Origin of the sequence: Alcanivorax sp. HI0007 (genome assembly GCF_001635525.1) — a bacterium.
Classification (GTDB): Bacteria; Pseudomonadota; Gammaproteobacteria; order Pseudomonadales; family Alcanivoracaceae; genus Alcanivorax.
On record NZ_LWEJ01000241.1, the window covers coordinates 1 to 25,594 of the forward strand.

Consider the following 25,594-nt stretch of genomic DNA (forward strand, 5'->3'; position numbering starts at 1 on the left):
GTTTTAGATGTGATTTCTTTGATCCCAGACGCAAAGATTTTAGTGGTTGTTAGAGATCCTGTCGATAGGCTTTATTCTACCTATAAATACTTTTCAAATAATAATTATATAGAAGGTAGCTCTATTTCATTCTTGGAATACTTTGAGCTCTCAAAGGATAATGGGCTTTCTACAGGGCATGAATTATTTGATTATGGGGTTAAACATTCCAAGTATAGTGAGTATCTTCCTGCTTGGTTGGCCCTTGGCGAAAAAATAAAAGTGCTATCTTTCTCGGAAATTAATGACAACCCAGCATCTCTGATGAAAGATATATCCGGCTGGTTGTCGATTGATCCAAGTTTTTATAGCACATTTTCTTTTGCGGTTAAAAATAAAACTGTGGAAGTTAAAAATAAAAAAGTACACAAGATGGTTAGGTGGATTTCTTCGGTTCTTCCAAAAGGTTCTTGGAGAAATTATTTCATCAAAATATATAAGTTTATCAATTTCGAAAAGAGCGAGAAGTTTTTGTCTGACAGCACTATCGATAAAGTGAAAAAATATTATCAGGAAGAATATGCATTCCTTTCTAGGATAGGCATTAATTTATGATAATTGATCATTTAGGGGTAAAAATTTGCGCGAACATCCAGGCGGATGATTTTTTTAGAGGTGGCCCAAAAGTTGTTACATTTGTTAATCCCGGTTGTTTTAAACTTTTGAATGATTATTCGTATGCAAGAGCCCTTGAAAAACATGATTATATATTGGCTGATGGAATTGGCGTTGTTCTTGGTGCGAAGATGCTTGGAGATAAAATAACAAGATATAGCTTCGATGATACTTCTCTTGCGCCAAAGGTGTTTTCTTTGGCTGAAAAAAGAGGGTATCAGGTGGCTGTAGTTGGTGGATACCCCGGTGTTGTTGAAAGGTTTGAGGAAAAAATTAAAAATGATTTTCCGGGCCTAAATATTTTTGCTTTGATGCACGGCTATAGTGAGGATTATTGCATAGTTTCGGCAATAAAAAATGCCCAGCCTGATGTTGTCATTCTTGGTATGGGGGCTCCTAGACAAGAGATTCTTGGTGTGAAGATTCGAGAGGCAGGCTGTCGCTCCGTAATTTTTACTTGCGGTGGGTTTCTTGATCAAAAAGTTGCTTCAGATAATTATTACCCAGTTTGGATTGATAAGTTTAATATTCGGTTTGTTTACAGAATATACAAAGAGCCGAGAAGGCTTTTTCGGCGATATTTTATTGATTATCAGCATTATTTAATCTTGTTGCTAAAGAAGTTATGGGGAAAGGATGCGTAAGACGAACTTTATCCCTGTAGTTTTGGTTTTGGTGCTTTGGGTTGCCGGGCTTGAACAGGTTTTGCTTTTACCCTTTCTTGCAGGACTTTATCTTTTTGCTTCATTGAAAAATAAAAGCCTTACATTATCGCGATCCTCTCTATGGTTTTTTGCTATAGCTGCTTGGTGTCTTACCTCAATTATTACATATACCAATTTTGGCCTTTGGCTAAAATTCATGTCCACTTTTTTAATGGCTGGAATGTATTATAATTTTGTGTACTTGGTATACAAAGAGAAAGGCTACTTTTATATTTATGAAGTAATGCGAGGTTATTCTTTATTTTTATTCTTGTTCTTTTTGTTTTCTTTTTTTGTTTACATGGCTTTTCCTACTTTTCAGATGCGGACGCTAGCCTCCTTTATAATCCCAAATAGTGGCGATTCGTATTTTTTGCAAAGTTTGTCGAGCCAATCATTTGGGGCCCTTTTTAATGATTACGAGGATGCTGCGAATAGGTTTTCTGGGCCGATGGTTTCTTTTAGTAGTTCGTGCATGGCTTTGATTTTATTGTCACCATTTGTGGTATCGATAAGAAAATCTTCATTTCGATTCTTTTCTTTAATTCTTATTTTTTTAATGATTCTTGCCACAGGTTCTAGGCTTGGTCTTCTTGCTTTTGTCCTTTCCATGCTTGTGTATGCTTTGATTTTGAATCCGGTTTTTATGCGGGGGAAGGCAAAAAATATTTTCTTGATCCTTTCGTTTTCATTTTTTGTTTTTATTGCGCTTATGATTTTCTTTTCGGATTATCTGGTTGATTATTTTGAAAATTTATTTGTTGAGTCCCGTTCTGAGTCTTCAGGTACACGCTTTAAGATATATGCTTATTCTATTGAGAATTTTTCAAAACATTTTTGGGTTGGTTGGGGGAATTCCACTCCGCTAGAGGGGAGCTCTCAACGATTCTCTGCTGGAACACATAGTTCTTACATCGCTATGTTGTACCAACATGGGGTTATAGGTTTGCTTATATATGTTGCATTCATTCTCTATCTTGTGAAGGCGGGAATTAATAATCTTTCAATGGCAATAAAGACAGGAGGTGCTGTAATCAGTAAGCACTACACATCTTTTAGCATATTCTTGTTTGCTTTTTTGATAAGAGAAGCCTTTGATGTTTGGTGGTGGGATCATTTGTTAACTGTTCTTGTTGTTAATTATATATTTTTAGTGGTTTATGCTCCAAGTACAAATCGGTTCCAAAGAGACTCCTCCATCAATGAACACCGGGGGAGAGTGTGATTTGAATATGGATTATGCTAGTGGCTTCTGAAAATAGAGGTGAAGCAAAAGTATTGACTTTAGGGGCTCTGCTTGCTTTGTCGGTACGTTTGGTTGGGGCGCTTTCGGTTTTCTTTATGAATTTGGTGGTTGGCCGAATGCTTGGGGTAGAGGAGTCTGGTTACTTCTTTCTCGCGTTTGCTATAGCCGTTTTCCTTGGCACTATTTCTCGTTGCGGGTTTAGTAATGTAATACTCAAGATCACATCTTCTGCTGCTCCGGTTCAGCAATGGGGAGTTGTGAGCTCTGTGTTCTGGAAAAGCATATTTTTTTCTGGATGCTTTTCCGTGTTTGTTTTTCTGTGTGTACTGCTATTTTCTCGAATTTTATCAGTGGATTTTTTCTCTAAGCCTGATATTCAGTCTGTCTTGATAAATATTGCTCCAAGTATTTTATTTTTTTCTATTTATAGCTTGATTTCCATGAGCCTCCAGGGCCAAAGAAAAATCGTGGGGTCGGTGTTTGTTTTAAATATATCCTCGAGTTTTATTTTGGCGGTTTTTTGTATTGGTTTTTCAGTCGAAAGTGCGGCTGACGCTGCGTATTTCTATTCATTGTCGACTTTTATTACGATGCTGCTGGGGTTCTCTATATTGCTGGCTAGTGGTTGCAGTAAATTCTCTACAGTTAATTCTTTGCCGTTCAGTGATATTTGGAAGACTGCGAAGCCTCTTTGGGTTGTAATAATAATGAATCAGGTTATTCAATGGTCGGGGCAATTTATTGCGGGTGTTTATATAGAGCCTGATCAGGTGGCACAATTGGCGGTTGCCCAGAGAACCGCCATGCTTACAAGTTTCGTTTTGGTGGCAATTAATCTGGTGGTGGCGCCTAAATTTGCTTTGCTATACAGCATGAATGATATAGCGGGTCTGCGTAGAGTGGCTGTTTTGTCAGTTAAATTGACGATAGTTGCTGCAATGCCAATAGTAGCAATTATGCTGGTTTTTCCAGAATTTATTATGGGTTTCTTCGGTGAAGAGTTTTCTTCTGGAAGCATTTACCTACGAATCCTTGTTCTTGGGCAATTTGTTAATGTGATTACTGGTTCCGTGACGTATTTGCTTATGATGTCGGGGTATGAGAGGGATGTTCGTAATATACTTCTCTTAAGTGCTCCCTTCTGTGTTTTTCTTGGTGTTCTTCTTACAGTATTTTATGGCGGAACTGGGAGCGCGGTGGCTACTGCGATTTGTGTCGCTGGGCAAAATCTTTTTGCGGTTTATTTTGTTAAGAAGAGGCTTGGTTTTAATACATTGCTAATATGGAAATAGATATGAGCTTTATTTTTTTGAGATCCGGGGGAGCAATTGAGTTGAGAGGTTTTCAATGAAAATTGCTATTGCAGGAACGGGCTATGTTGGACTTTCCAATGCGATTTTATTGGCCCAACATCATTCTGTTGTGGCGTTGGATATTGATGAGGAGAAGGTGGCCCAGTTGAGCCAGTGGCAGTCTCCAATTGAGGATTCAGTGATCCAGGAGTATCTGGATTGCCGTGACCTTGATCTCACTGCGACCACAGACAAGAAGGCTGCCTTTGCCGGTGCGGATTTTGTCGTCGTGGCGACCCCCACGGATTACGATCCGGAGACCAATTACTTCAATACCCGCTCGGTGGAGGCGGTCGTTACGGACGTGCTGGCAATCAACCCTGAGGCTACCATCGTTATCAAGTCTACGGTACCTGTGGGGTTTACCCAGTCATTACGTGAACGCTTTAATACCGACCGAATTGTGTTTTCCCCAGAGTTTCTGCGTGAAGGCAAGGCTTTATACGATAACCTTTATCCCTCGCGGATCATTGTTGGTGATCACAGTGAGGAGGCTCGTACCTTTGCAGAGCTTCTAAAAGAAGGGGCGATCAGGGAAGACGTCCCCGTAGTGTTTACCAGTCCTACCGAGGCGGAGGCAATCAAATTATTCGCCAATACTTACCTCGCCATGCGGGTGGCTTACTTCAATGAGCTGGATAGCTATGCGGCCCATTATGGTTTGGATACCCGCCAGATTATCGAGGGTGTGTGCCTGGACCCGCGAATTGGCGGCCACTACAACAACCCGTCCTTTGGTTACGGAGGCTATTGCCTCCCCAAGGATACCAAGCAACTTCTGGCCAATTACCAAGACGTGCCCAACAACATGATCCAGGCCATTGTGGATGCCAATCGCACCCGCAAGGACTTCATAGCGGAGGATATCCTTAAGCGCAACCCGCAAAGAGTGGGGGTATACCGCTTGATCATGAAGGCGGGGTCGGATAATTTCCGTGCTTCATCCGTCCAGGGCATTATGAAGCGCATCAAGGCCAAGGGGGTCGAGGTGGTGGTGTATGAGCCTGCCTTGGAGGACGACACTTTCTTCAACTCCACGGTAATACGTGACTTTGACACTTTTGTGCAATCTTGCGATGTGATCATTTCCAACCGTATGGTCGATGCGTTGAAACCTTATGCCGAAAAGGTTTACACCCGCGATCTGTTCGGCAGTGATTAATGTGGATTAGCCGGCGCCAGGCCGCTTTCGCTTGTGCCTTACTTTTAGTCCTTTTTTGCATCGGCGGCGTTTTGCCCGGCTCCGCCAGGGATGATGTGAAGGTCTTGTTCTCACTGGGCAATATTGAGCCTGCGGCGCATTACTTGCTCAGTGCTGCTTGCGTTTTTTTTCTGGCCTTGGCTGGTCGCAGAGTCTGGTTAGCGGCTGGTGTCACTGCTGGCCTGGGGGGATTAATTGAAATTTTTCAGCTCTGGGTGCCCGGGCGGTCGTCGACTTGGGTGGATCTGGGGCTGGATATCGCCGGTGTGTTGACCGGTGTTTGTGTTGTGTACATTTACCGATATTTCGAGCGTGGTCATTATGGTTAAGAAAGCAGTCTTGCCGGTTGCAGGTTTTGGTTCACGGATGTTGCCAGCCTCGAAGGCGATCCCCAAGGAGTTGTTGCCGGTGGTGGATCGGCCTGCCCTTGAGTACGTGGTGAAAGAGGCAGTTCGAGCGGGCATCAAGGAAATTATCCTGGTGACACATTCGGCCAAGAGTGCCATTGAGGATTATTTCGATACCCAGTACGAGCTGGAGCAGCAGCTTGAAGCCAAGGGTAAAGACAAGCTTCTCGCGGAAGTGCGCGATATTCTGCCGGCGGATGTGAGTGTGATTGCCGTGCGTCAGCACAAGGCCCTGGGCCTGGGGCATGCGGTTGCTTGTGCTCGTCCTGTTGTGGGTAACGAACCTTTTGCGGTGCTGTTACCGGATGTGCTGGTGGATTGCGACGACTGCGAGGAAGATCTTGCCGCTATGGTCCGCCGCTTTGATGAGAAAGGCACTGCGCAAATCATGGTAGAGGAAGTGCCTGCCGAGCGGGTAGACCAGTACGGGATTGTTGCCCTGGAAGGTGGCGCACCTGCAAAGGGCGAGTCAGCGCCGATGACGGGTGTGGTAGAAAAGCCGCCGGTGAATGAAGCGCCATCGCGGTTGTCTGTGGTGGGGCGGTATATCTTGCCCGCCGAGATTATGGCGATTCTGGCGGAGACGCCGCCTGGCGCCGGTAATGAGATCCAGTTGACCGATGCCATTGCGACTCTGATGGAGCGCCAGCCCGTGGAAGCCTATTCCATGCAGGGCAAGACCTTTGATTGTGGTAGTAAGGCTGGTTATTTGCAGGCCATTTTTCATTATGCGGCCAAGCACCCGGAGTTGGGTGAAGCGGCTCGGGCGATGATGAAGGCGGCGGCGGGGTAGTATCCGATTTCGCTTTGCTCTTGGGATGAAGGGGCGTTTGCTCGTCTTCCAGGCGTATTCGCCTTGCAAGCAAGGCTCCAACGGCAGGTAAAGTGGGAGCAACGCTTCAATAGTGCGTAAAGTTGTTGGAGCTTTGCTTGCAAGGCGAATGCGCTCCGCGGTGTACGGGAAATACCAGGCTTTGGAGTCTTTCCAAACCGTCTTATCTGCTATGGGACGCGGTGATTGCATTGCGAAAGTGCCGGCGGGAACGCCGTTATTCGCGATGCCAGCATCGCTTCCCACAGGATAATCAGAGTGTTGAAGGTTTTTAAGAGGCTCCTTGGCTTGATAACGATAATGCAGGTTTGCAGATGCTTTTGAATGTGTATGGAGACACCCTGTGTGCTCAGGTAACGGCGACGGCGATGGCGCAGACCGGGCACCAGGTGAACTGGTATGTGACGACGCAGGGTGCCTGGACGGCGCTTGAGCAGGGGGCGGCATTATACAAGGAGCAGGGGCTGCGCTTTCTGCTGGATGATCAGCGCCGTTCCGGCCGGCTGAAATACCGGCTGCTTGAAGATGCCGGGGAAGTGGCAGATGCGCAGGTGGTTTTCCTGGCGCTACACCCGGGTAATGAGGCGCAGGCCAAGCGGATTGTGGCGTTGCATGGGCATAAGCCGGGCTGTGAACTGCTGGTGAATCAGTCCATGGGGCCGGTGGGTGTGTCGGAAGCATTGCGCAAGGTGCTGCAGGATGCCGGTAGCCCGACTGAGCTGGTGGCCATGCCGGATACCCTGCAGGAAGGTAACGCCTACGACAACTTTACCCGGCCGGATAATATTTTGCTTGGCTGCGAGAGCAAGGCGGCCGAGGTGCTGGTGCACGAGCTGTTTCGCCCCTTTAACCGGCGCCGTGATGTGATTCGGGTAATGACGCTGCGCGAAGCGGAATTTGCCAAGCTGGCCATCAGCGGGATCCTGGCGACCCGGATCAGCTATATGAATGACATGGCCCATTTATCTGAATCATTGGGTGTGGATATTAATGTGGTCCGCCAGGCGCTGGGGGCCGACCCGCGCATTGGTGATGCCTATTTATACCCGGGTTGCGGGTTTGGCGGGCCGGGATTGAGCCGCAATGTGCTGACTCTGGCAGAGGCGTTACGCGAGAAGGACCCGGAACCGGGCTTGTTGGATCAGGTGCTTCGTATCAATGAGCGTCAGAAGGAAGTGCTATTCAGGAAGTTCTGGCGGTACTTTAGTGGTAATGTGGCCGGTAAAAAGGTGGCAATTTGGGGAGTTTCCTTTAAACCAGGCACCCATCGGGTAGATAATAGTCCGGCTCTGAAGGTGATACAGGCGCTTTGGGCACAAGATGTGCAAGTGGCTATTCATGACCCGCAAGGGATTCCGGAGTTGGCTCGCTGGGCGGAAGGTAAGGGGACGGTTGAGGTTAATCATGACCCTTACGTGGCCACGGAAAATGCCGATGCCCTGATGCTGGTCACTGAGTGGAAACGTTATTGGAGCCCGGACTGGGCGCGTTTGAAATTGACGATGCGTGAGCCGTTGATTCTGGATGGCCGGAATATCTATGATCCGGATTTTGTCAGAGGGCAGGGGCTTGTGTACGAAGGTATAGGGAGATAACCATGGTGCCGGAACAGGACGTTCTTACCATCAGTAACGCATGGAGCCAGCTTGCCATGCGCGCCGTGAAGGAAAAGCAAAGGCATCTCGCAGACTGGTTTGAGGCGGATGAAAAACGTTTCGAGCGTTTCAGTCTGAAGGATTGTGGTTTGCTGGCCGATTACAGCAAGCAGCGTGTGTCTGCCGGCACCCGGGATTTGTTGCTGAAACTGGCCGACGAGCGTCAGTTGGCCCACTGGGTGGATTGCCTGTTCGGTGGTCAGGACGTGAATTGCACCGAAAAACGTCCCGCCATGCACTGGCGCTTGCGGAGCCCGCAGGGCCCGGGGCAGGACGACGTCCATGAACAGCTCGATGCCATGGGCGCAATGGTAGACCGAATCATGTCCGGTCACTGGCGTGGCTGTATGGGCGATGCCATTACCGATGTGGTGAATGTGGGAGTGGGTGGCTCTGAGCTGGGTCCTTTGATGGCGGCGTTCTCTCTGGAATCCTGTTTGCCGCCAGAAGGTCAGGCGCGCCCAAGACTGCATTTCGCATCGTCCATGGATGGCAGTCAGATTTCCCAGATTCTTCGTGACCTTAACCCTCGTACTACCCTGATTCTGGTTTCTTCCAAGTCGTTTACCACGGTGGACACCCTGCATAATGCCAACACGGCCCGTTGCTGGCTGGCGCGTGGTTTGGGTGGTGAAAGTGAAGCCATGATGCGCTGCCACTTTATCGGTATTTCGGCTAATGCCCAGCGTATGACGGACTGGGGCATTCTGGAAAAGAACCAACTGCTTTTCTGGGAATGGGTGGGTGGACGCTATTCCCTGTGGTCAGCCATCGGCATGCCCATTGCTCTGACAGTGGGCATGAAAGCATTTCGTGACATGCTGGCTGGCGCCCATGCCATGGATGAGCACTTCCGGACCCGCCCCTGGGAAGAAAATATTCCGGTGATGCTGGGGTTGATGGATGTATGGAATATCAACTTTCTTGATATCACGGCCCGGGCCGTGTTGCCCTATGACGGTCGACTGAAGCATCTGCCCGCCTATCTGGAGCAGTTGGAAATGGAGTCCAACGGCAAATCCGTCTGCCGAGCGGGCAAGCCTCTGGATTACCATACCTGCCCGGTCATCTGGGGCGAGGTGGGCCCGAATGCCCAGCATGCGTTTTTCCAGCTATTGCATCAGGGCACCAAGCCGGTGGCCTGTGAGTTTCTGATGACGGCACGCCGTTATACGGAAGCCATGCATTTTGATTCTGCGGCTGAGCTTGAGGCCCAGCACCGGTTGTCCAATGCCAACTGTTTGGCCCAATCGCGGTTGCTTGCCCTGGGTGAGCGCGCGCTGGATCCGAAATTGGCGTTACCCTCTTACAAGCGTTATCGGGGCAATCAGCCCAGCACGACTCTAGTGCTGGACGAGTTGTCGCCGCGCACTCTTGGCGCACTGCTGGCCATGTATGAGCACAAGGTGTTTGTGCAGGCGGTGATCTGGGGGATTAACCCGTTCGATCAGTGGGGCGTGGAAATGGGCAAGTTGATTGCCACGGATATGCTGGAGGTTCTGGCCGAGCCGGAAGCGGCATCCGGCCTGGATGCGTCATCCATGGCTTTGGCACGGCATATCGGTTCGTTCAAGGATTCCTGATCGCTGGCTGAGTGCTCTTGGTCTTCGCCTTGCGAGCAAGGCTCCAACGGTTTGGGGTGGCACGGAAGCTCCGGGATTATCCGTTGGAGCTTTGCTCGCAAAGCGAAAGGCTATTCCCCTCCGAGGGGCCGGATGGGCGCGGTGATCGGTGTGGTGAGTTGACCGCTAAGGCATCTTGGATTGTCCACTATCAGGCCCGTATGGGCCTTTTCCTTATGTGCTGCACTGCGCCAGTTTTACGCGGGGCTGCCCATACCCTGCGTTTTCACCGGCAGCGCTGACCGTGCCCTGGCGGCTTCCATGGCGGGACTAGCTCTCACTGAGGCAAACGACGCCGGTATGCGAGCAAGGCGCTAACGGGGGGAACTCAGCCCGGATTATCCGTTGGTGCTTTGCTTGCAAAGCGAAGCCCCGATGGTAGGAGTGACGTCGCCATGCGAGCATGGCTCGAATAAGGCAGAAAGCGAACATTGATATGAAGGTACTGGTTACGGGCGGGGCGGGATTTATCGGGTCTGCCCTGGTGCGCAGGTTATTGGCGTCTGAAACCTTTCAGGTCGTCAATGTGGATGCCCTGACCTATGCGGCGTGCCCGTCGGCACTGGACTCGGTGTCGGATTTGGCGAGCTATGCATTCGAGCCAGTGAATATCTGTGACCGACCTGCCCTGGAAGCCGTGTTCGAAACCCATCGCCCGGATGCTGTGATACATGCAGCGGCAGAGAGCCATGTGGACCGGTCCATCGGAGGCCCGGCCGGGTTTGTACAGACCAATCTGGTGGGGACTTTTACTCTCCTTGAGGTTGCCCGAGCCTATTGGGCCGGCCTGGAACCAGCCCGGCGATCCCGGTTTCGGTTCTTGCAGGTTTCCACCGATGAAGTCTTTGGGGAGATTGCCGAAGGGCAAGCCGCCACGGTTGAGGATGCGCCCTATAGCCCGAACTCTCCCTACGCGGCGACCAAGGCCGGAGCCGATCACCTGGTCCGTGCCTGGTATCGCACTTATGGCCTGCCCATCCTGGTTTCCCATAGCGCGAATAATTACGGCCCTTACCAGTTCCCGGAAAAGCTGATTCCGCTAATGACCTTGAATGCGCTGCACGGGCTGCCACTGCCGGTTTACGGAGATGGCCAGCAGGTGCGGGACTGGCTCTTCGTGGATGACCATGCGGAGGGACTTTTGCGGATTCTGGAACAGGGCGAGCCAGGTCAGAGTTATAATCTGGCCGGTGGTGTCGAACGGCGTAACCTGCAGGTGGTCGAGGCCGTGTGCGAGCAATTGGAAGTGCTGGCCCCACAAACAGCGGTCGCGCGTCAGGCCGGTGGGCCGGGGTATTTATCCTTGATTCAGCGCGTGGCGGATCGGCCCGGTCATGATTTCCGCTATGCCATGGATGCCCGCCGGGCGCGGGATGCGTTGGACTGGCAGCCGGTGGAGGGCTTCCAGGAGGGATTGCAGAAAACGTTGGCCTGGTACCTGGCCAATCTCGACCGCTGGGAAAGAGATGGCAACGGTGGCTGGCGCTATCGCAGAGAGATCAGTGTGTCATCTGCCGGTGAATAATAGGGAGTCAAACTGCTGCTGACCGTTGGAGCTTCAGAACCTGCTGTTGGAGCCTTGCTTGCAAGGCGAAGCGCTTTTTGCCCGCCAATTCGCTTCGCCAGCGAGCCTGTAACAGGCCAGGTTGGTGGAGCCGGATTATCCCTGAGGACAGTCGGACCCTGGAGCAATCTGAATCGTCTGAAGACAAGTTGTGCAATTCACTCACGGAAAGAATGGAAAGGATATGAGTCACTCTGTACCCGCCTCGATTTTTCGGGCCTATGACATTCGCGGTATCTATAACGAAACTCTCACTGACGATACGGCTTACCTGGTAGGGCGCAGCATCGGTTCCGAGGTGTTGGCTCAAGGCCAGGACAGTATTGCCCTGGCCCGGGATGGCCGCCTGTCGGGACCGGCATTGCTGCAGGCGCTGAGCGATGGTATCCGTTCTACCGGGTGCCATGTGGTGAACGTAGGGATGGTGCCGACGCCTGCGCTGTACTTCGCCACTTATCATATCGAGGGATTGAACTCCGGGGTGATGCTGACCGGGAGCCATAACCCGGGCAATTACAACGGTTTCAAGATCGTGATCAATGGCACCACACTGTCCGGGGATGCGATTCAGGCTCTGCGTGAGCGCATTGAGGCGGGACACTTCGCTGAGGGTGAGGGTGGCTACCGGGAGCAGGAGATTCTTGCCCTGTACGAGAAAACTTTCCTGAGCCGGCATACACTGGCCAGGCCGCTGAAAGTCGTGGTGGATTGCGGAAACGGTATCGCCGGCGTTCAGGCTCCGCAGGCGCTGGCTGCACTGGGTTGCCAGGTAGTACCGCTGTTTACCGAGGTGGATGGTACCTTCCCCAATCATCACCCGGATCCGGGCGACCTGAAAAACCTTCAGGACCTGATTTCTAAGGTGAAGGAAGAGGAGGCAGATCTTGGCCTGGCTTTCGACGGTGATGGTGACAGGGTAGGGGTGGTGACACCCGCCGGGGAGGTGGTCTACCCGGACATCCTGTTGATGGCCCTTGCTGAAGACTTGGTGAGCCGTCATCCGGGTGCCAAGGTGATTTTCGATGTGAAGTGCACAGGGACGTTGTTTGACGTGATTCGTGAAGCCGGTGGCGAGCCGGAGATGTGGCAAACCGGTCATTCATTGATCAAGGCACGTATGAAAGAGACCGGGGCCTTGCTGGCTGGCGAAATGAGCGGTCATATTTTCCTGGGAGAAGACTGGTTCGGCTTCGATGATGCGCTGGTGGCCGCTGCCAGGATTCTGGGTATCATCAGCCGGACGGATGGGGGGGCGGAGGCACTATTCGGCCGCTACCCGGTGCTTTGCACCACCCCGGAAATCAATATCAATGTGACGGACGAGAACAAATTCCGTATCGTGGAATATCTGCAGAACAATGCGGACTTCGGCGAGGGCGAGCGCCGCGTTATTGATGGCATTCGTATGGACTATGCGGATGGCTGGGGCCTGTGCCGGGCGTCCAACACGTCGCCCAAGCTGGTGTTGCGCTACGAGGCCGAGAATGAAGACGCCCTGGCGCGAATTCGTGGCCTGTTCGAGAAGAATGTGGAAGAGGCCATGGCATCTGCATAGCAATGTGCATGCATTTTCTCAAGCAGAGGGCCCCATTTGGGGCTCTCTGCAGTTTGGTTACCCTTGAATGTGTTGCGTTGCGCGCGGCAGCCGTTTTGAAGAAGGCCAAGTAAGCGGAAGCGATTTTCGCTTGGCGATAACTTCCAGGAGGAATTATGTCATCTGTATTGGTCACCGGCGGTGCCGGCTATATCGGTTCACATACGGTTTTGCTTTTGCTGGAAGCCGGTTATTCAGTGGTTGTCCTCGATAATCTGAGTAACAGCAGTCGGGAAAGCCTTAACAGGGTGGAGCGGCTGACAGGCAAGTCGCTGACATTTATGGAAGGCGACATCCGCGATAGTGATTGTTTGAAGCAGCTGTTCAGCGAGAATGATATTGCGTCAGTGATTCATTTTGCGGGTCTCAAGGCGGTGGGGGAGTCCGTTGCACAGCCACTGCGGTATTACGACTGCAATGTCACCGGTACCCTTCGGTTACTTGAAGCCATGGACAACGCAGGTGTGCAGACCCTGGTATTCAGTTCCTCGGCGACTGTTTACGGCGATCCGTCCAGTGTGCCTATCCGTGAAGATTTCCCTCTCAGTGCCACCAATCCCTACGGTGCGACCAAACTGCATATCGAAGATATGCTCCGCGATCTGTATCAGAGTGATGACTCCTGGCGGCTTGCACTGCTTCGCTATTTCAATCCTGCCGGGGCACATGAAAGCGGTGAAATCGGGGAAGACCCCAATGGCATTCCGAATAACCTTATGCCGTTCATTGCGCAGGTGGCGGTAGGGAAACGGGAAAAGCTGAATGTGTTTGGTGGAGACTACCCTACCAAGGATGGCACCGGAGTCAGGGATTATATTCACGTGATGGACCTGGCCGAGGGGCATCTGGCTGCGATGGAGGCGCTTGAAGCAAAGGGAGGCCTGGTAACAACCAATCTTGGTACCGGGCGCGGTTACAGCGTGCTGGAGATGGTAAATGCCTTTTCCGCCGCTTCCGGGCGAGAAGTTGCCTATAGCATTGTTGAGCGTCGACCGGGGGATGTGGCGAGTTGCTATGCCGATCCCGCCTTTGCCGAGAAAGTGTTGGGGTGGAAAGCCAAGCGCGGTATTGAGGCGATGTGTGCGGATCATTGGCGCTGGCAGCATCAGAACCCAGATGGGTATGCCTGATACTGTCGGACTCCTCAAATGCCATGATGGCGTAGTTGTGCCTAACATCTGAATACCGGAAGAGGCGCTCTTGAACGTACAAAAAATTCTTAAACGCCCTTTTATCAAAAAATTGTTAGAGGTCGGGCTTGTTAAGGCGCTTTCGATTCCGCTAGCCCTTGCCATTAGCGTGATTCTGGCCCGGCTTTTAGGGGCCAATGACTTTGGGCAATACTCCTTTGCAATGGCTTTGGTGCCTCTGTTGGCCTTACCGGTTTCCGGCGGGGTGACTGCGCTGCTTACCCGCGAGGTGGCAGCCAATAAGCACGTTGAAAATTGGCCGTTGTACAAAGGAGTCATGTTATCTGCGTATCAGTGGGTAGTTCTCGTTTCAACGGTACTGGTTGTTGTTTACTTATGTCTCGCCATGGCGGGATGGATTCCATCTGAAGAAAAATGGGGTTTGCTACCCTATGTGATTCTTCTTGTACCGCTGGTTGGACTGAATGCCGTGAGGGACGGGGTGTTCAGAGGGTTGAAGGAACCGTTCTGGGCCATCCTGCCGAGTCAGATTCTGCAGCCGTTGATCGTATTGTTAGGCGTGGTCGTGTTGCTGTATTTGGGCGCGCTTGATAAAGAAAATGTGTTGCTTTCTCAGGCTTTCGCACTATTTATTTTATTTCTTTTCTCAACGGTAATCCTGAAGAAGAAACAGCCTTCGTCTATTGAAAGAACTCAACCGTTTTTCAAAAGAAAGCAGTGGCTCTCAGCTCTTTTACCATTTTCAATCATTAACATTGTTTCAGTACTTAACGCCAATGTGGGTATTGTCTTGCTTGGTGTGATGGGTGAGAACGAGTCTGTGGCGGCAATGAGGGTGGCTGATAAAGGCGCGCAACTGGTCAATTTGCCATTGGTCCTTATTGGCCTGGTCATGGCGCCCTATGTGGTTGCGGCCTGGAGTAATTCGGATAAAGCCGCGTTGCAACGGTTGGCAACAAAATCTTCACAAGGTGCTTTGCTGTTGTCATTTCCTTGTGCGCTGGTGTTTATTTTCTATGGAGAAGAGCTGGTCAACCTGGTTTTTGGTCAGGAATATGGCGCCATTTCCTATGCGCCACTGGTGATACTGACAATCGGTCAGCTTTTTAATGTTTTCTTTGGCCAGGTAGGTCTTTTCCTCTCTATGACTGGCCACGAAAAAATAACGCTTATCGGGCAAGCTGCCTCTTTATTGATCAACATCCTTCTTTGCATCGCTCTGATACCGGTTTATGGTTCTGTTGGTGCGGCAATTGGCGTTTCTGTGGGGCTTCTGGTTTGGAATATTTTGCTCTTCCTGCTGCTTTATAAATATCTCGATGTCAAATCCTGGGTTTTCGGAAGAATGTGATTCGGGATATTAACCCTTTAATTTTCTGATTATGTTGATGGCATCTTTGTTAATCAAAATAAGAGTTGCCCATATATAGAGTTTAGGACTTTTGGCTTGGGACAGCATTTTCATAATAATGCTGAGGTCAATTTTTGTTCCAGAATATCGGCAAGATCTGATATAAGGCTCAATGGAAAGCTTCATGGATCGTGTGATGAACTCTTTCCAGTAGGTGCTACTGCGTGCATTTGCGATTTCGATCAGAGATTCAATGAGCAATCTGGATCCGATTGCGTGATTTTTATTAAAGCTCATCGTCATGATGGAATTTCTTCTGATTCTTCGATAGAAAAATACTTTATTGCTTACGGTGACCCGACTTGCTACTGCAAGGAGTTGATAGAAAATCTGGGTGTCTTCATGGTGCCAGGAATGAAAAGAAAGGGCGTTATTCGTCATTAGCTCCCGCTTTACCATATACAAACATGCCGCTACATCCCATCTTCCCTCATTAAGAAACCCCGAAAGCGTCTTGTTGACACTGAGGCGGTCACCGGAAAATCCTCTTTTATAGCTTGAAACCCGTTTTCCCGTAAAACCTTCATCGTCGTGAAATACTTCTCCTGAAAAAAGAAGGAGGTCCGGCGAGGGCGAGCGTGAGGATTTTTCCTTGGCAAATTCAATAAACCTTGAGTCCAGGATGTCATCGGAATCAAAAAAATACAGATAGTCAGATTCGGATTTTTCCATTCCAAGGTTGCGCGCCCGGCCTTGGCCTCGATTGTCCGTGGAAATGACTGTGGATTTAAATGGAAAATCGAATGACTCAATAATTTTTAGTGTTGAATCAGTGCTGCCATCGTCAATAATGATCACTTCATCAGGGTAAACAGTCTGGTTCACCAGAGATTCAAGAGATTCGGCTATGTAGTTTTCAACGTTGTACGCAGGAACGATGACAGAGATGGTGGGCTGGTTAGATTGCATTTGGCTCCACTTCAGTTAGAGGAGAGGGGTTACTCCTGAGATGAGCTTCGATGAAGAAAACCTAGCAGCAATGCAATATTTGGCATTTTACTTCTCAGAAAACCTCTAGCGGCATAATGAGAAAAGTAATAGATGCTTCTCAGGAGGCCTAACTTTTCAATATTTCGGTATATATGCCAGTTGTAGCGGGCACTGTTTGCTTTGTTGGAAGAAAGCGAACTTCTATGGACTCGATATGTGGTGAGAGGTTCCTTTATTCCGTGAGCGAATTCGCATTTTTTTAAAAGTTTTAGCCAAAGTGCAAAATCTTGCCTTTTCCTGATGTCAGGCATTAGCACTTTCCCTACTACCTTACTGTCATAAATCGCTGTTGAGCAGCCAATGTAGTTCGTTTTTAGCAACTTTTTATAATTTGTCTTGAGGGGCACGCCTACATTGTTTAGTGATTTCCCGCCGCCATCAATTCGCTTGTAACTCGTGAAACTCAATACCCAGTTGTTGGATTCCATTAACGAAATTTGGGTTTTCAACTTATCTGTGTGCCATAGATCATCCGCATCTATGAAGGCGATGTATCGCCCTTGAGCCATTTCGATGCCACGGTTTCTTGCTTTAGCTGCTCCACCATTGGTTTCCATGCGGAAGGCCTTGATGCGAGGATCTTTTTCGGCATAACGCTTTACATGCGTATAGGTGGCGTCGGTTGAATGGTCGTCAATGAGTATGAGCTCCCAATCCGAGTAGCTTTGAGCCAGAACTGAAGCTACTGTTTTTTCCAGTGTCGCTTCTGCGTTGAAGCAGGGGGTTATGATGCTTACGGTAGGCGGAGTCTTCACGGGCAATCCTGTGGCGCTCTTGTGGGTGATGATGAATAGCCTTTCAATATTGAGAATATGGCCTTGATTGATCTGGTGTAAATCAAGGCTCTCGAGCCCCAGAGTGCTAGCAAGGCGAGACCGCTGAATCCCCCTACATACCTTGCAATGTGGCCTTTTGATTGAAGCTGAGCAGGGCTTTTCCATGCATGCTTGGGTTGCCGTTCTTCGATGTTGCAGGGGTGGCGGATAATGGGTTTATCAATGAAATTGAAAGGGATTCCGGCATTAAGGCAATCCAGCAGGAATACGTTCTCTTCTCCAGAGGGTAGCGCAGTGCCTAAGCCAATACTTTCATTGAACACCACTTCGGACTCGCGGATTTTCCTAGTGGGGGCGAGTATCTCAATTGAGCTGATTCGAAGTATGCCAAGCCTGCCTTTCCGGGACCGCGAGTAGTCTTTGTAGAGACCTTGACAGTCAGAACATTCGATCTGACCAATATGAATATGGTCCGGCTTATCCCGTAATGCACTCTGGATCACTTGAATATGATGTTTTTCAATGGAAACATCATCGTCAAGAATCCAGATATAATCACCGGTTGCTGCTCTTATTGCCGCATTGCGGCTTTTGCTCAAGCCGACGGAGTCAAGAGGAATCAGTCTGATGTTTTTTTCCGACTTGATAGTATCTATTTGCGAGATTAGCCGGTTAGGTGACTTTTGAGAAAGCACAATAAGTTCCAGGCCTTCTTCGTCAGAAAATGCCTCTAGAAGCTCGATAGCGCCTTCTGCCTTGTCGCCGATAGTGCTAACAGCGAGAGTGATTGTTGAATTCATTGTTTGCCACTCACTCTGCTTAAGATGGCTCTCAGGAAATTCGCCGGCCTCTGGAAATAGCTGTCCATATAAAAAGTCAGTGCAGATTTCCAGTTCTGACGAGAAACCACTCTTAATAGAGAGATGGCCGAAGGCTTCCTTTCACTAAGTTTCATCATTATCAGGTGAAATGATTTGAGATGCTGTTTGGACATCAGGTGCTTGTGTTTGCCAAGAAAACGCTCTGCTGCATGAATTCTTTTGCTGTTCGAGCTGGATATTCTTTGCTCGTGCTCCGTATGAGTCACGTAGCTTGGGGATTTGATTTTCAGGGCCGGACCATATTTATGCACCAGTCTTACCCAGGTGTCATAGTCCTGAAAGGCGGGCATTGATTCGTCGAACCCGTTGATTCCCCGCAATCGCTCGGTGAGGGTAAAAACCTGATTGCCAATCTTGTTGTAATGCAGTAACGCGTCGAGACTGATTTCTCCGGAGTCTGCATTTCTGATGATCTTGCCAGTGGGGGTAATCACCGATGACGTGGTGGCAATGCATGAGTATTGATCAGGTTGAAAGCGTTCAATAAGTTCAGCAATTCTTTCCGGTTGAAATTCATCGTCGTCGTCAAGCCCGGTAATATAATCACCCTTGGCATATTTGATCGCGGTGTTCCTCGCTCCGCATGCCCCCTTACTTTTTTCGTTACTGATAACAGCAAACCCCAGTTCCTCCGCGAGCTGTTCCATCTTCTCCTGGTTTTCGATGCTTGATCGGTCATCAACAACAAGGATTTCAATATTTTTATGGGTTTGAGCAAGCACGGATAATACGGCTCGCTTGAGCATTGCGGGGCGGTTGTAAGTGGGGATATAGACAGTGACGGACCTTGAAAGTGAAGAGGTTGCGCTTTTCATAATGCGCCAAAACCTGTCGCCATTGTCTTCAGGGTTCGCATGATAATCAGGAAATCCAGCGCAGGTGAGATGTGTTTGATGTAGTAAAAATCATGCTCCACTTTTTCTCTGGTGCTTTCTGTATTGGTCGCGTAGCCATGATTGACTTGTGCCCACCCAGTGATTCCGGGGCGAATAATGTGACGATAGCTGTAATAGGGGACCTGATTTTCGAACTGATCCACGAATTCGGGTTGTTCAGGGCGGGGGCCAATCAGGCTCATATCACCTTTCAAGATGTTGAAGAACTGGGGTAGTTCATCAATCCTGAATTTTCGTATAAAGGCGCCAAGACGGGTAATGCGATGGGCGTCTTTATCCGCAAATTGCGGGGTTGCGTCACCCGTCACCTGGGGCCGCATAGAGCGGAATTTGTACATACGGAAGACCCGGTTCCCCTTGCCGATTCGGTGCTGGACAAAGATGACCGGGCCGGGAGAATCAAGCTTGATCAAAATGGCAACTATCAGACAAATCACGATCAACACTGGCGCTGCCGCGAGTGTCATCAAGATATCAAGAGCGCGCTTTGTCGCCAGGTAAACCGGTTGAGGTTGCAGGTTTGCAAGGTCAGTGCTTTGCAACGTGGCCAGATTGACCTTGCCATGAATAGACTCAGTTACCTTACGGGCGTTGAAGACAGGTAGCCCTGCAATGTTGCAATGACTGATAAAGCGGATCCATTGGTCGTCAAGCCTGGCGTCCATATCGACAATGATGCCGTCGTAGCGTGTTCCGCCCAGGTCTGGGGTGCTTAACATTCTGCATTCCAGGTTTCTGGAACTACAGGGCATGATTCCTTCAATGCCTTCTGTCGGGATACATGCCAGCTTTAGATTGCGGAATCGTCTGTTGATCAACAAGGCCAGCGTTTGCGTCGCTAGCAGTATCAATACCCCGGCTAGCAATGATGTGCGGGCATAACTGAGGCGCATAAAAAGCACGAGTGTAATGACCAGGGCAACGGAAATCAGGGTGGTTGCCAGGATGTATGTCAGGGCCTTGCCGCCTGCGAATTTGGTAATATTTTTCCCGAGGTATACAGCGATCACATAACACAGCCCCAACAACCCCAGGGTTATGCTCTGGTTTTCATTCTGAGGCCACGCCTGATAGCTGATAAATTGCGCGCCGAGGATGATGGCAGTTAAAGCCCAGAAATGGCCGAACAAAGGGTTGAGCAGAATTTGCTCGTACCAGCGGTTGTGGCGGGACGGGCTGATGTTGATGTGTTCCTGCTGCATGTTCAGTTCTTTTCTTGATGAGAATGACAAGCCCTGTCTCCATGTCGGACCTTTCCGGGGTAAAGCTGACAGATTCTATCATGCTCTGTGGTGTCCACAATTTCGTTGTGGTCACAAGGTTTTCTGAGAAGGGAAAGATGGGGTAGTGGCTCGATGGTGGGGTGCTCCGGGCGGGGCAGGGAATCAATGGGTAAAGAAAAAGGGCTTACCCGATGGGTAGGCCCTTTCTATTTGGCTCCCCCTGCTGAGCTCGAACCAGGCAAAGCCGTAGGGTTTGCCAATGATTAACTGTCGACCGCAGGGCGACCGATCATTGGGGCAAAGAAAAAGGGCCTACCCGATGGGTAGACCCTTTCAATTTGGCTCCGCCTGCTGGGCTCGAACCAGGCAAAGCCGTAGGGTTTGCCAATGATTAACTGTCGACCGCAGGGCGACCAATCATTGGGGCAAAGAAAAAGGGCCTACCCGATGGGTAGGCCCTTTCTATTTGGCTCCGCCTGCTGGGCTCGAACCAGCGACCCAATGATTAACAGTCATTTGCTCTACCAACTGAGCTAAGGCGGAATGTCTTGAGGCGCGTATATTAGTGACGCCTCCCGGGGTCGTCAACACCCCGGGAGCGCGTTTGTTGCTTATTTAGCCAATGCTTGCTCAATGCGGCGCATGGCTTCTTTCAGGGTGTCCATGCCGACGGCGAAGGACAGGCGCATGCAGCCCGGGGCGCCGAAAGCGGAACCGGGGACTAGCGCCACTTCGGCGGTTTCCAGCAGCAGGGCGGCCAGATCGGTGTCGGATTCCACGCCGTCCAGGTTAGCGATGGCTTCGGAGAAGTCCGGGAAGGCATAGAAGGTGCCGTCACCCTGGGCGCATTTCACGCCGGGCAGGGCGTCCAGTGCTGCGGTCAGGTAGTCGTGGCGTTCCTTGAACGCTTTGACCATCTCGTCCACACAGCCCTGATCGCCGGCCAGTGCGGCTTCTGCCGCTGCCTGGCTGATGGAGGCCGGGTTGGAGGTGGACTGGGACTGGACCTTCTTCATGGCCGCGATCAGCTTCTGCGGACCGCCGGCATAGCCGATCCGCCAGCCGGTCATGGAATAGGCCTTGGAAACGCCGTTCATGACCACGGTGCGGTCGTACAGCTCCGGACATGCGTTGACGATGTTCACGAAGGGTTTGCCGGTCCACAGAATGTGCTCGTACATGTCATCGGTGGCGACGATGATGTCCGGGTGCTTTTTCAGCACGTCACCCAGAGCGGCCAGCTCTTCAATTGAGTACGCCATGCCGGAAGGGTTGGACGGGCTGTTGATCACGAACAGGCGGGTTTTCGGCGTGATGGCCGCTTCCAGCTGTTCCGGGGTGATCTTGAAACGGCTGTTTACGTCGGTTTCGATGACCTTGGGGACACCGCCGGCAACAAGCACCATATCCGGGTAGCTCACCCAGTAGGGGGCAGGAATGATGGCTTCGTCGCCGTCGTTCAGCAGGGCCAGGGCCATGTTGAAGAAGGACTGCTTGCCGCCGCTGGAGACCAGGATCTGGTTGGGCTCGTAGTCCAGGCTGTTGTCACGCTTGAACTTGTCGATGATGGCCTTTTTCAGGCCGGGAGTGCCGTCTACCGGGGTATATTTGGTCTTGCCGGCGTTGATCGCTTCAATGGCGGCGTGTTTGATATGATCCGGGGTATCGAAATCCGGCTCACCGGCACCCAGCCCAATAATGTCTTTTCCCTGAGCACGAAGTTCACCGGCTTTGGCGGTAATGGCCAGGGTAGGAGACGGCTTGATGCGTTGTACGCGGTCGGAAAGGCTGATATCGGACATGCACTCCTCATTCGTCTAAAGAGTCGTATTGGCTGCGCTTTTGGCGCAGAAAGGGGGAGGCATTTTAGCGGGTCAGGGCTGAAATGTCCCGTTTTTCCTGTGAGCCTGGTGAGTGTGGAGGGGCTCAAACAGAGTCGGACAAGCTCTCTAAAAAGCCGCTGTAGGAGTTCCCTTCCAGGGGACGAATCTGCGCAGGGCCTTTCAGGCCAGGTGAATACCGGCCGGACACTCTGCCATCATCCAAAACCTTCGCCCTTTGGGCGTTTCGCGCTGCGCGTGCTTCGTCCCTCGAGAGGAATTATTCGCTACGCTCACCCTTCGGGCCGCACAGAACTACGTGCGTTACTCCGCTACGCTCCGTTCCTACAGGGGAATCCGGTGTTTCTGGTGTTGTTGTTCCGCCGCGCATTCACGCCGGCTCTGCTACACTGTGTCCCGATTTTGAAACCATGATTTTGCTGCCTTCCTGGCTCAGGAGGGTGGCCACCAGGATATCTTCATGTCCGACAGCCTCTTCAAGCTCCACTCCGATTACCAGCCCGCCGGCGACCAGCCCCAGGCCATCGCCCAGTTGATCGAAGGGATCGACGATGGTCTGGGCCACCAGACCCTGCTCGGGGTGACCGGGTCCGGCAAGACCTTCACCATGGCCAATGTGATCCAGCAGACCGGGCGGCCCACCATCATCATGGCGCCCAACAAGACACTGGCGGCCCAGCTGTACGGGGAGTTCAAGGAATTCTTCCCGGAAAATGCGGTGGAGTACTTCGTGTCCTATTACGACTACTACCAGCCGGAAGCCTATGTGCCGAGCTCCGACACCTTTATCGAGAAGGATGCGTCGGTGAACGAGCAGATCGAGCAGATGCGGTTGTCTGCCACCAAGGCCATTCTGGAGCGGCCGGACACCATTATCGTGGCCACTGTATCTGCCATCTACGGCCTGGGTGACCCGGCCAGCTATCACGCCATGGTGCTGCACCTGGTGCGCGGTGATCGCATCGACCAGCGCGAGCTGTTGCGCCGCTTGGCGGAGCTGCAGTACACCCGCAACGAGATGGATTTCCGCCGTGCCACTTACCGGGTGCGCGGGGATGTGATCGATATTTTCCCGGCGGAAGAGGAAAAAGAAGCGGTTCGCATCGAATTGTTCGATGACGAGGTGGAAACCATCAGCATTTTCGACCCGCTCACCGGTGAGGTGATCAAGCGGGTAGGGCGGATTACCGTCTACCCCAAGAGCCATTATGTGACCCCGCGGGAAACCGTCCTCAAGGCCATTGAGATGATCAAGGAGGAGCTCACCGAACGACTGGCGGAGCTCAAGGAACAGAACAAGCTGGTGGAAGCCCAGCGGCTGGAGCAGCGCACCCGTTTCGACATCGAGATGCTGCAGGAGCTGGGCTACTGCAACGGGGTGGAAAACTATTCCCGGCTGTTTTCCGGCCGGGCCCCCGGCGAGGCGCCGCCGACCCTGTTTGATTACCTGCCGGAGAATGCCCTGCTTATCGCCGATGAGTCCCACGTGACCATCCCCCAGCTGGGGGCCATGTACAAGGGTGACCGTTCGCGCAAGGAAACCCTGGTGAGCTTCGGCTTCCGGCTGCCCTCGGCCATGGATAACCGGCCCCTCAAGTTCGAGGAATGGGAGCGGCTGGCCCCCCAGATGGTGTTTGTCTCCGCCACGCCCGGCCCTTACGAGGAAAAATACGCCGGCCAGGTGGTGGAGCAGGTGGTGCGTCCCACCGGTCTGGTGGATCCGCAGATCGAAATCCGTCCAGCCATTACCCAGGTGGATGACCTGCTGGGAGAGGCCAAGGAAGCCATCGCCAAGGAGCAGCGGGTGCTGGTCACCACGCTCACCAAGCGCATGGCCGAGGATCTGACCGAGTACCTGAACGAGCACGGCATCAAGGTGCGCTATCTGCACTCGGACATCGACACCGTGGAGCGGGTGGAGATCATCCGCGACTTGCGGCTGGGCAAGTTTGACGTGCTGGTGGGCATCAACTTGCTGCGTGAGGGGTTGGATATGCCGGAAGTGGCCCTGGTGGCCATTCTGGATGCGGACAAGGAAGGCTTCCTGCGTTCGGACCGCTCCCTGATCCAGACCATCGGCCGCGCGGCACGGAACGTGGATGGCCGTGCCATTCTCTATGCGGACAAGATGACCGGTTCCATGGAGCGGGCCATCGACGAGACCAACCGGCGTCGCGAGAAGCAGGAGGCCTTCAACAAGGAGCACGGCATCACGCCGCAGAAGCTCAACAAGAAGGTTCGCGACATCATGGACGACAGCGGCGGCAGCCGTTACGACCGCAAATACAAGGGCGACAAGAACAAGAAGGTGGCCGAGTCACCCTCGAAATACGAGGCCATGTCCCCGGCGGAAGTGGCCCGCGAGATCAAGGCCCTGGAAACCAAGATGATGGAGCACGCCAAGAACCTGGAGTTCGAGGACGCTGCGGCCACACGGGACCGGATTCACCAGCTCCGCGAGCTTGGATTCATGCGCTAGACCCGGCTACAACGCCGCTGTAGGAGCCTATGCTTGCATGGCGAACCTCGCGAAGCGAGGAAATAGCCCGCAGAGCCTGCCCCGGGCTTGATCCGGGGGCGATCAGGAGTATCGGCGCTCTGCAGGTCTTTCTGATAAGAGTGTGAGCAAACCTCACCTCCGTTTCCTCGCCGGGGCTCGGTTCGCCATGCAAGCATAGGCTCCTACAGGGGGGCTTGATCCGTTGTTTGCGGTGCCAATTCCTCCACCCAGATCAACGTCCCCGCAATCACTGCCACCGGCATGATGAACAGGTTCACCAGCGGCAGCATGGTCAGGCCCATGACCACGGCGCCGAAGGTGAGGACCAGCCAGCGTTTGGTTTTCAGGCGCTCCAGCATGACCTCGAAGGGTACCTGGCGGTTATCGGCGCCGAAGTCGATGTACTGCATGGCCAGTAGCCAGCCGGACCACAGGAACCAGATCACCGAGGCAAATACGTTCACCACCGGGATGAAGTAGACCACCATCACCACAAACAGGATCAGCAGCGCCCGCCACAGCCAGTACCAGGTTTTGCGCAGTTCCCGCTTGAAGGTACGCAGGACCATGGCGGCGATGGATTCGTCGGGCATGGGCTTGCCGGTGGTCTGGATATCCACTTTCTCCGCCAGGAAGCCCATGAAGGGCGCCGCTATCAGCTGTACGCCGATGGAGAAGACACTGGCAAACAGGGCCAGCAGCAGGATCCAGACCAGAATAATGGCCGCGTCGATAAGAAAGTGCAGGGCTTCATTGAGGAAGCTCAACGAGCCGGTCAGCGCCCAGTCTGCCGTGGCCGAGGCGATCCAGCCGGCGATCCAGCTGCCGCTGGCCCAGTAGAGGCCACCAAAGACAACGATGTTGAAGATCAGGGGAATGACCACATACAGACGCAATTCCCGGCTTTTTGCCAGGGTGACACTGCGTTTGAGGTAGCTGATGGCATCGGCAACTTGAGACACGGCAAATCCTTGGCTGTGAGAAAGCAGCTACAAGCTACAAGCAGAACGCAAAAAGGGAAAGCCCTGCGGGGAAGCCCTCGTCGCAAAGCCGTTGGAGCCTTGCTTGCAAGGCGAAGGGCTATGAGGGCCGGG

Annotated in this window: 21 protein-coding genes and 1 tRNA gene; 14 read left to right on the forward strand and 8 right to left on the reverse strand. The window is 51.8% G+C overall.

Annotation, left to right across the window (positions count from 1 at the left end; translation table 11 throughout):
* The 13 genes from A3714_RS12050 to A3714_RS12110 all read left to right on the forward strand — a co-directional run.
* Nucleotides 1-594, forward strand: a 594-nt coding sequence (locus A3714_RS12050; RefSeq protein ID WP_156493866.1) for a sulfotransferase domain-containing protein, incomplete at its 5' end; no start/stop codon positions are given.
* A complete protein-coding gene (locus A3714_RS12055) occupies nt 591-1,298 on the forward strand; it encodes a WecB/TagA/CpsF family glycosyltransferase (RefSeq protein ID WP_063509153.1) in 708 nt (235 codons plus the stop codon). The genes A3714_RS12050 and A3714_RS12055, both read left to right, overlap by 4 nt.
* Nucleotides 1,291-2,583, forward strand: coding sequence for an O-antigen ligase (locus A3714_RS12060; RefSeq protein WP_063527044.1), 1,293 nt, complete (start codon nt 1,291-1,293; stop codon nt 2,581-2,583). Before A3714_RS12055 ends, A3714_RS12060 begins: the two co-directional genes overlap by 8 nt.
* Before the next feature lie 20 nt (nt 2,584-2,603).
* Nucleotides 2,604-3,896: an oligosaccharide flippase family protein gene (locus A3714_RS12065; RefSeq protein ID WP_197463415.1), complete on the forward strand. Its 1,293-nt coding sequence runs from the start codon at nt 2,604-2,606 to the stop codon at nt 3,894-3,896.
* 55 nt (nt 3,897-3,951) lie between these two features.
* Nucleotides 3,952-5,118, forward strand: coding sequence for a nucleotide sugar dehydrogenase (locus A3714_RS12070; protein ID WP_063509145.1), 1,167 nt, complete (start codon nt 3,952-3,954; stop codon nt 5,116-5,118).
* A complete protein-coding gene (locus A3714_RS12075; protein WP_063509144.1) occupies nt 5,118-5,486 on the forward strand; it encodes a VanZ family protein in 369 nt (122 codons plus the stop codon). The genes A3714_RS12070 and A3714_RS12075 overlap by 1 nt, the downstream gene beginning before the upstream one ends.
* Nucleotides 5,479-6,357: a UTP--glucose-1-phosphate uridylyltransferase GalU gene (galU, locus tag A3714_RS12080; protein WP_063509143.1), complete on the forward strand. Its 879-nt coding sequence runs from the start codon at nt 5,479-5,481 to the stop codon at nt 6,355-6,357. The genes A3714_RS12075 and galU overlap by 8 nt, the downstream gene beginning before the upstream one ends.
* A gap of 353 nt (nt 6,358-6,710) precedes the next feature.
* Complete coding sequence (locus tag A3714_RS12085) at nt 6,711-7,991, forward strand: nucleotide sugar dehydrogenase (RefSeq protein ID WP_063509142.1); 1,281 nt, start codon at nt 6,711-6,713, stop codon at nt 7,989-7,991.
* Between the two features lie 2 nt (nt 7,992-7,993).
* On the forward strand, nt 7,994-9,634 hold the full coding sequence (gene pgi / locus A3714_RS12090) for a glucose-6-phosphate isomerase (RefSeq protein WP_063509141.1): 1,641 nt from the start codon (nt 7,994-7,996) through the stop codon (nt 9,632-9,634).
* A 475-nt stretch (nt 9,635-10,109) separates the two neighbouring features.
* Nucleotides 10,110-11,198: a dTDP-glucose 4,6-dehydratase gene (rfbB, locus tag A3714_RS12095; RefSeq protein ID WP_063525834.1), complete on the forward strand. Its 1,089-nt coding sequence runs from the start codon at nt 10,110-10,112 to the stop codon at nt 11,196-11,198.
* Nucleotides 11,199-11,421: 223 nt separating this feature from the next.
* The gene (locus A3714_RS12100) at nt 11,422-12,792 is read left to right on the forward strand and encodes a phosphomannomutase/phosphoglucomutase (RefSeq protein ID WP_063509085.1); all 1,371 of its coding nucleotides are present in this window, start codon (nt 11,422-11,424) and stop codon (nt 12,790-12,792) included.
* 155 nt (nt 12,793-12,947) lie between these two features.
* Nucleotides 12,948-13,961 carry a UDP-glucose 4-epimerase GalE gene (gene galE, locus A3714_RS12105; RefSeq protein WP_063509084.1) on the forward strand — a complete coding sequence of 338 codons (1,014 nt, stop codon included), beginning with the start codon at nt 12,948-12,950 and terminating at the stop codon, nt 13,959-13,961.
* A gap of 70 nt (nt 13,962-14,031) precedes the next feature.
* Complete coding sequence (locus A3714_RS12110) at nt 14,032-15,333, forward strand: oligosaccharide flippase family protein (RefSeq protein WP_082850723.1); 1,302 nt, start codon at nt 14,032-14,034, stop codon at nt 15,331-15,333.
* 9 nt (nt 15,334-15,342) lie between these two features.
* Here the strand turns inward: A3714_RS12110 and A3714_RS12115 are convergent, their stop codons facing one another.
* The 7 genes from A3714_RS12115 to A3714_RS12145 form a co-directional block, all read right to left on the reverse strand.
* Nucleotides 15,343-16,302, reverse strand: coding sequence for a glycosyltransferase family 2 protein (locus A3714_RS12115; RefSeq protein WP_063509510.1), 960 nt, complete (start codon nt 16,300-16,302; stop codon nt 15,343-15,345).
* A 29-nt stretch (nt 16,303-16,331) separates the two neighbouring features.
* Nucleotides 16,332-17,138, reverse strand: coding sequence for a glycosyltransferase family 2 protein (locus A3714_RS12120; RefSeq protein ID WP_063509511.1), 807 nt, complete (start codon nt 17,136-17,138; stop codon nt 16,332-16,334).
* A complete protein-coding gene (locus A3714_RS12125; RefSeq protein WP_063509512.1) occupies nt 17,135-17,959 on the reverse strand; it encodes a glycosyltransferase in 825 nt (274 codons plus the stop codon). The genes A3714_RS12120 and A3714_RS12125 overlap by 4 nt, the downstream gene beginning before the upstream one ends.
* Complete coding sequence (locus tag A3714_RS12130) at nt 17,956-18,855, reverse strand: glycosyltransferase (RefSeq protein ID WP_063509513.1); 900 nt, start codon at nt 18,853-18,855, stop codon at nt 17,956-17,958. Before A3714_RS12130 ends, A3714_RS12125 begins: the two co-directional genes overlap by 4 nt.
* Nucleotides 18,852-20,138, reverse strand: coding sequence for an exopolysaccharide biosynthesis polyprenyl glycosylphosphotransferase (locus tag A3714_RS12135; RefSeq protein ID WP_063509514.1), 1,287 nt, complete (start codon nt 20,136-20,138; stop codon nt 18,852-18,854). Before A3714_RS12135 ends, A3714_RS12130 begins: the two co-directional genes overlap by 4 nt.
* 488 nt (nt 20,139-20,626) lie before the next feature.
* A tRNA-Asn gene (locus A3714_RS12140) sits at nt 20,627-20,702 on the reverse strand.
* Nucleotides 20,703-20,770: 68 nt separating this feature from the next.
* Nucleotides 20,771-21,961 (reverse strand): pyridoxal phosphate-dependent aminotransferase, encoded by a 1,191-nt coding sequence (locus A3714_RS12145; protein ID WP_063509515.1) that lies wholly within the window; start codon nt 21,959-21,961, stop codon nt 20,771-20,773.
* 499 nt (nt 21,962-22,460) lie between these two features.
* On the opposite strand from A3714_RS12145, the gene uvrB reads away from it, so the two are divergent.
* A complete protein-coding gene (uvrB, locus tag A3714_RS12150; protein WP_063509516.1) occupies nt 22,461-24,479 on the forward strand; it encodes an excinuclease ABC subunit UvrB in 2,019 nt (672 codons plus the stop codon).
* A gap of 203 nt (nt 24,480-24,682) precedes the next feature.
* On the opposite strand, the gene cysZ is transcribed toward uvrB, so the two are convergent.
* Nucleotides 24,683-25,462 carry a sulfate transporter CysZ gene (gene cysZ / locus A3714_RS12155; protein WP_063509517.1) on the reverse strand — a complete coding sequence of 260 codons (780 nt, stop codon included), beginning with the start codon at nt 25,460-25,462 and terminating at the stop codon, nt 24,683-24,685.
* Nucleotides 25,463-25,594: the final 132 nt, after the last annotated feature.